The organism is Xanthomonas codiaei (genome assembly GCF_002939785.1).
Classification (GTDB): domain Bacteria; phylum Pseudomonadota; class Gammaproteobacteria; order Xanthomonadales; family Xanthomonadaceae; genus Xanthomonas; species Xanthomonas codiaei.
Genome location: NZ_MDEC01000009.1, coordinates 163802 through 170658, shown reverse-complemented (window position 1 = coordinate 170658; position 6857 = coordinate 163802). Strand labels below are relative to the sequence as shown.

Genomic DNA, 6857 nt, shown 5'->3' with positions numbered 1-6857 from the left:
GCGCAAGCTGCTGGTCATCCTCAACGCCAAGATGCGAGATCAACTGGCGGCTGACGCCGTCGGTTGATCAAGACAGTTGCTCTCCCCTTGGGACATTGTCGTCCTTCATGGGGGAGAAGGTGCCCCGCAAGGGGCGGATGAGGGGCGCCTCGGGAATCTGCCAGCGTCTGTAATGGCGAACGCGTCGCCACGCGCCGTCAGANACCCCGGCCCGCGCTTGCGGCGCGGGCGCTCCAAGGCCCGCGCGCCTACGGCGCGGGAGCCGTGCCTTCTCGCCCCGCAGGAAGAGGGGCTTTAGCGCGCAGCGTGCGCCGGATCCACAGATAGCTGATCACAAACGTCAGCAGCATCGAGCCGGCATTCCACAGCAGCAGTTCGCGCAGCATCGGTTGGCCTTGCAGGATATGCATGTAATAGCGGCGATCCAACAAGGCGATGGCGTGCGGCATGAACACGCTGACGAAGGGCGTTGGCACCGGCGCGACCACCACCGCGACCGCGGCCGCAAAGCCGCCTACCAGCCAGCGCGAATGCCGCGGGCGTTTGCGCAGGCGCGCGGCAATCCTCGTGAATATCCACAGCAGCGGCATCGCCAGGATCGCCCACAGCACCAACAGCAACGCCACCGCCAACACGCCCTGCAGGCTCAACATGTCAACTCACCAGCGCGGCGACTTGGTCAGCGGCGGTGCCTGATGCTGGCGGTCGTAGGCGCGCAATTCGTCGCGGATATGCGCCACCCGCTGCCGGCCCAGCGCATTGCGGCCATCGTCCAGCACCACGCCATCCAGCAGCTCGGCCATGCGCTGCACGGTGGGCAGCATCTTTTCCCAGGCATCGAGCGCAGTCATCGGCGCCGGCAGGGTCAGGAAGAAGGCGATCGCCGGCGTCTGCATCTCGCGGATGTTGGCCATGTCGAAACTGCCGGGCTTGAGGATGCTGGCCATGCTGAAGATGGGTCCACGCTCGGGATGGCCCTCGACCAGGCGGTGGAACACATTCATGTGGCCGAACACCAGCCCGGTCTTTTCGGCGGCCACCACCACGTCTTCGCCGCGCAGGATCTGGCCGGCCTTGGCAGCGACGAACAGCGACACGATCTTGTCGAAATCCTGGTTCGGGCGCTTGCCGACATCGTTGCCGCCGGCGGCGTCCTGCGCATCCAGCGCCAGTTCGCTCTGTTCGGCACTGCGCTCGCTGCGTTCGAATGCCTCGCCCTCACCCCCTGCATCGCCGGAAATCACCGGCTCGCGGCGTTCGCGCGGCTGTCCCTCGTCCTTGTCCACCCGGCGCCCCTGTGGCGACTTCTTCGGGCGGCCGAACAGGAAGATGGCTGCGACCAGCAGCAGCCCGGCGATCAGGATGCCGATCCGGATCATGGCCATGTCGGACATTCAGCGTGCCTCCGCAGTAAAGTGACAGATGTCGTCATTCCGACAAGCATGGCACGTCATGCCGCACCCGCCAAACGCGCGGCCTCTTCCAGGTCCACGCTGACCAGGCGGCTGACGCCCGGCTCGCGCATGGTCACGCCGGATAGCTGACGCGCGGCTTCCATCGTGGCCTTGTTGTGGCTGACGAACAGGAACTGCACCTTCTCGCTCATCTCGCGCACCATGTTGGCCAGGCGGCCGACGTTGGCCTCGTCCAGCGGCGCATCCACCTCGTCCAGCAGGCAGAACGGTGCGGGATTGAGTTGGAAGATCGCAAATACCAGCGCCACCGCGGTCATCGCCTTCTCGCCGCCGGACAGCAGCGAGATGCTGGACACGCGCTTGCCGGGCGGGCGCGCCATGATGGTCACGCCGGTATCGAGCAGGTCCTCGCCGGTGAGTTCCAGGTATGCGTGGCCACCGCCGAACAGGCGCGGATACAGCGCCTGCACACCGGAATTGACGCGGTCGAAGGTGTCCTTGAAGCGGCCGCGGGTCTCGCGGTCGATCTTGCGGATGGCTTCCTCCAGCGTTTCCAGCGCGGTGTTGAGGTCCAGGTTCTGCGCGTCCAGGTATTCCGAACGCTGCGCAGCTTCGCCGTATTCCTGGATCGCGGCTAGGTTCACCGGCTCCAGGCGGCGCATGCGGCCATCGATCTGGTTCACCGCCGCTTCCCACTCGGCGGCGTTGGCCGCTTCGGGCAGGCCGTTGACCACGTCCTCGAGCACGAAGCCGGCCTTGACCACGGCAGCAGAGAGCTGCTCGGCGTTGAGCACCAGCGCCTGTTGATCGAGCTTGCGCTGGTTGATTCGCTCGCGCTGCGCCAGCGCCTGCTCGTCGCGCTGCTGGCGGGTCTGCTCGAAGCTGCGCAGCTCGCTGTCGATGCTGTCCAGCAGCGTGCGCGTCTCGCCGAGCACGCGCTCGGTGCGTACGCGCTCGCTCAAGGCGGCCTGGTGTTCGTGTTCCAGCGTTTCCACCGGGGAATCGCCCTCACTGAGCTGGGCCACCAGGTCTTCCAGGCGCGTGTCGAGCTGGCCGCGCTGGCTGTCCATGCGCTCCAGGGTCTGGCTGAGCGAGGCGATCTGGGTGCGCTGGGATTCCAGCGTGAGCGCCAGCGCATGCATCGCATCGCGCACGCCGCGTGCGGCATCGCGCGCCTGATCGCGTGCATCGGTGAGCTGGCGGCGCTCGTTTTCCAGCGCCTGCCGCGTGCCCTGCAGGTCGCCCATCAGGGTGACCGCATCCTCGAGTTTCGCACGTGCCTCGCGGGCTTGTTCGCGGCTGGTGTCCAGCGTTTCCAGCAACTGCGACAGCTCGGTTTCGATGCGCTCGATGCGCGCGCGCGCCGCATCGACCTTGCCCTGCTGGCTCTGCAACTGGCCGGCCAGTTCGGAGACGCTGCGATGGGCCATGTACAACTGGCGCTGCGCATCTTCGCGCTGCTGCTCGGCCGCCAGCGACTGCTCGCGGAAGCCGGCGAGCCGGTGTTCCAGATCGGCCTCGCGCTCCTGCAGGGTTTCGATCTGGGTGCGCAGCTCCTGGATTTCGCGCTCGCGCAGCAGCGCGCCCTGCTTGGCCGCACCCGAGCGCGACACGCGCACCCAGCCTTCGCCCAGGCGTTCGCCATTGCGGGTGATGACCGAATCGCCTTCGGGCAGGCTGCGTTGCAACGCGCGCGCGGCGTCCAGATCCTCGGCGGCGTGCAGGCGCGCCAGCAGGCGGCGGATCGCGATCGGCCCCTGCACCTTGGCGGCCAGCGACGTCGGTGCAAAGCTCGCGCTGTCGGTGGCACTGGACACCAGCGCAATGCGGCCCTCGCTCAGCTCGCCCAACGCATCGACCAGCTGCTCGGGCGCCTCCACCAGCACGCCTTCGATCAACTGCCCCAGCGCGCTTTCGACGGTGTTTTCCCAGCCGCTTTCCACCGTGATGCGTTCGCCTACGCGCGCCGCCGAATCCAGCCCGCGCGCCTTCAACCATGCCACTGCCGCGCCCTGCTCCTGGCCCAGCGCAGCCTGCTGCAGGGTTTCCAGCGAAGACAGCCGGCCACGCGCGGCCTGCGCCTGCTTGCGCACCTCGGCCAGCTCGCCCTGGCTGGCGCGTTGCTGGTCCTGTAGCGCGGCCAGCGCGTGCTTGCGCGCTTCCACCTGCTCGTTCAATCCGTCCAGCGAGGTCTTTTGCGTTTCGTGGCGCAACTCGATCTGCTCGAATGCCTCGGCCAGCGCGTCCAGGTCCAGCCCGGCGCGTTCGTTGACCAGCGCTTCGCGGCGGCGCTCGGCCTCCAGCGACTGGCGGTCCAGATAATCGACGCGGGTGCGCTCCACTTCCCCGGCCCGCGAGGCCTCGCCGGTGTCGCGGTTATGGGTTTCCCAGCGTTGCTGCCAGTCGGCCAGCCGCGCTTCGGCCTCGCGCAGGGCTTCCTGACGGAATTCGTGGTCTTCGCGCAGCTGTTCCAGCTGCGGCTCGGCATCGGCCACCGCCTCGCGCAGGACGCTCAGCTTCGCCGAGTCGCCGCTGATGTGCTGGGTCAGCTCCTGCAGCTGGCTCTGCGCCTCGTCGCGCGCCTTGTGCAGGCGATGGGAGAGTTCACGCTGGTGCTGGATCTGCTGCTCGATCCGCGCCAGCGCGCTGCCTACCTGGTAGACATCGGCCTGCGCCTTGGCCACCGCCTCGGCGGCCTCCTCGCGGCGCACGCGTCCGGTTTCGATGCGCGCCTCGGCATCGCGCTGGTCGGCGATCAGTTGCTGCAGGCGCGTCTCTTCCTGGTTCAATTTCTCGCGCAGGCCTTGCAGCTGACCATCCAGGCCGCGGTATTCCAGCGCCTTCCACTCGGCGTCCTTGATCCGGCGCTCTTCCTGCAAGGCCTGGTACTGCTCGGCCTGGCGCGCCTGGCGCTGCAGATGCGCTAGCTGCTTGGTGATTTCCTCGCGCAGGTCGCCCAGGCGGTCGAGGTTCTCGCGGGTGTGGCGGATGCGGGTTTCGGTTTCCTTGCGGCGCTCCTTGTACTTGGAAATGCCGGCGGCTTCTTCCAGGTACACGCGCAGGTCTTCCGGGCGCGCCTCGATGATCTGGCTGATCATGCCCTGCTCGATGATCGAGTAGCTGCGGGGCCCAAGACCGGTGCCCAGGAACAGGTCGGTGATGTCGCGGCGGCGGCACTTGGTGCCGTTGAGGTAATAGGCGCTGTTGCCGTCGCGGCTGACCAGGCGCTTGACCGAGATCTCGTTGAACGAGGCGAACTCGCCACTGATGGTGTGATCGGAGTTGTCGAAGATCAGCTCCACCGTCGCCTGCGACACCGGCTTGCGCGCCGAGGAGCCGGAGAAGATCACGTCGGTCAGCGAATCGCCACGCAGGCGGCTGGCCGAGCTCTCGCCCATCACCCAGCGCACCGCATCGATGATGTTGGACTTGCCGCAGCCATTGGGACCGACGATGCCGGTCATGTTGGTGGGCAGGTGCAAGGTCGTCGGGTCGACGAACGACTTGAAACCGGACAGCTTGATCGTGGACAGGCGCATGGACGGCTGGGTTCCGGGCACCGCGCGGACATGGCCGGCAGGCGCGTTTCCTGTGGAGCCAGCACCTAAACCCTTGATCGAGAAGATCTGCGGGCCGTGGAACCGGCAATGGGGCATGAGTATAACGGGCGTCGCCGCCGCACTGCGGCCGGCCTAAAAGACGAAGGGCGCCTAACAAGGCGCCCTTCGGGTACTGCGTGCGGCGTGGATCAGGCGTCAGATTCGACGATGACCTTGACCGTGGTTTCCACATCGGCGTGCAGGTGCAGCACAACGTCGTACTCGCCGACATTGCGGAATGCGCCTTCGCCCAGGATCACTTCGCTCTTTTCCAGCGGCAGGCCGGCGGCAGTGAACGCCTCGGCGATGTCGCGCGGGCCGACCGAACCGTACAGCTTGCCTTCGGTCGATGCATGCGCACCGATGGTGACGCTGGCGCCTTCGAACTTGGCGGCGCGGCTCTGTGCGTCGGCCAGGATGCTGTTGGCCTTGGCTTCGTACTCGGCGCGCTTGGTTTCGAACGCTTCGACGTTGGCGGCGGTGGCCGGCACGGCCTTGCCCTGCGGCACGAGGAAGTTGCGGCCGTAACCCGGCTTGACGCTGACCTTGTCGCCCAGGTTGCCCAGGTTGGTCACTTTCTGCAGAAGAATCAGATCCATGGTGGTACTCCGTTATTCGTTAGCGCCGGCACATGGGCTGGCGCAACGGGTGCTGTCCGAAAAGACGGGATTCGGGAATCGGGATTTGGGAATCGCAACAACACGATCAACACCGCATCTCGAACGACCGAACTCTATCCATTAACAACCCGCACATGGATGTGCGGGCTTTTGTGAGGGACTCACATACATCCGTGCGGGCTTTTGTGAGGGATTCACATACAACCGTGCGGGCTCTTCCGAGGGACTCGGATCAAACGTCGTGGTTGTCCGTGTACGGGATCAGCGCCAGGAAACGAGCGCGCTTGACGGCCGTGGCCAGCTGGCGCTGGTACTTGGACTTGGTACCGGTCACGCGGCTCGGCACGATCTTGCCGTTCTCGGTGAGGTACTGACGCAGGGTATTGAGATCCTTGTAGTCGATCTCCTTGACACCCTCGGCGGTGAACTTGCAGAACTTGCGACGACGGAAGAACTTGGACATGACAGCGCTCCTTAAGCGGCTTCGGCGTTGTCGCCGTCGGTATCGTTGGCGGCGGGGGCATCGCCCTCTTCGTCGTCGCGACGACGACGTTCGCTACGCTCGGGCTTGTCGCCCTTCTCGTCCTTGCTCTTCATGATCAGCGACTGCTCGGTGTCGGCGCCATCGCGCTTGACGACCAGGTGACGCAGCACCGCATCGTTGAAGCGGAAGCTTTCCACCAGCTCGCTCAGCACGGCCTGGTCGACTTCGATGTTGAGCAGCACGTAGTGCGCCTTCACCAGGTTCTGGATCGGATAGGCCAGCTGACGACGGCCCCAGTCTTCCAGACGGTGGATGGTGCCGTTACCGCCCTCGATCAGCGACTTGTAGCGCTCGATCATGGCCGGGACCTGTTCGCTCTGGTCCGGATGGACCAGGAACACGACTTCGTAATGACGACTCATGTTGTTTTACCTTTCGGATGTGGCCACGTGGGCCGGACAGCTCCCCGCAAGTCCGCGCAAACGGCCGGTGGAGCAAGGGTTCCCGCCCAAGACCGGGCAGGAAGCGGGAAAGTATGGCAGTTCAGGCGCTTAGCCGCAACCGGGCCGAGCTACGAACAGGACGCCTGCGCGACGACTGCTTGAGCCCCTCTCCCGCCGGGAGAGGGGTTGGGGTGAGGGTACGGGCGAAGCCACTCACCTGCCGAATAGCACCCGGCTGCGCACGTACCCTCATCCGCCCCTACGGGGCACCTTCTCCCGGCGGGAGAAGAAATCAG

At 65.9% G+C, this 6857-nt stretch carries 6 protein-coding genes; all 6 read right to left on the bottom strand.

Annotated elements, in window-relative coordinates:
• Positions 1 to 248: 248 nt before the first annotated feature.
• The 6 genes from XcodCFBP4690_RS09100 to rpsF all read right to left on the bottom strand — a co-directional run bounded on the left by XcodCFBP4690_RS09100 (position 249) and on the right by rpsF (position 6540).
• Positions 249 to 653, bottom strand: coding sequence for a hypothetical protein (locus XcodCFBP4690_RS09100; RefSeq protein ID WP_104540630.1), 405 nt, complete (start codon positions 651 to 653; stop codon positions 249 to 251).
• A gap of 6 nt (positions 654 to 659) precedes the next feature.
• Complete coding sequence (zipA, locus tag XcodCFBP4690_RS09095; protein WP_104540629.1) at positions 660 to 1394, bottom strand: cell division protein ZipA; 735 nt, start codon at positions 1392 to 1394, stop codon at positions 660 to 662.
• A gap of 56 nt (positions 1395 to 1450) precedes the next feature.
• Entirely contained in the window at positions 1451 to 4954 is a 3504-nt protein-coding gene (gene smc / locus XcodCFBP4690_RS09090; protein ID WP_104540628.1) for a chromosome segregation protein SMC, read from the bottom strand.
• A 209-nt stretch (positions 4955 to 5163) separates the two neighbouring features.
• Positions 5164 to 5613: a 50S ribosomal protein L9 gene (gene rplI / locus XcodCFBP4690_RS09085; protein ID WP_104540627.1), complete on the bottom strand. Its 450-nt coding sequence runs from the start codon at positions 5611 to 5613 to the stop codon at positions 5164 to 5166.
• 253 nt (positions 5614 to 5866) lie between these two features.
• Complete coding sequence (rpsR, locus tag XcodCFBP4690_RS09080; protein ID WP_002804494.1) at positions 5867 to 6097, bottom strand: 30S ribosomal protein S18; 231 nt, start codon at positions 6095 to 6097, stop codon at positions 5867 to 5869.
• An 11-nt stretch (positions 6098 to 6108) separates the two neighbouring features.
• Positions 6109 to 6540: a 30S ribosomal protein S6 gene (gene rpsF / locus XcodCFBP4690_RS09075; RefSeq protein WP_104540626.1), complete on the bottom strand. Its 432-nt coding sequence runs from the start codon at positions 6538 to 6540 to the stop codon at positions 6109 to 6111.
• Between the last annotated feature and the right edge of the window lie 317 nt (positions 6541 to 6857).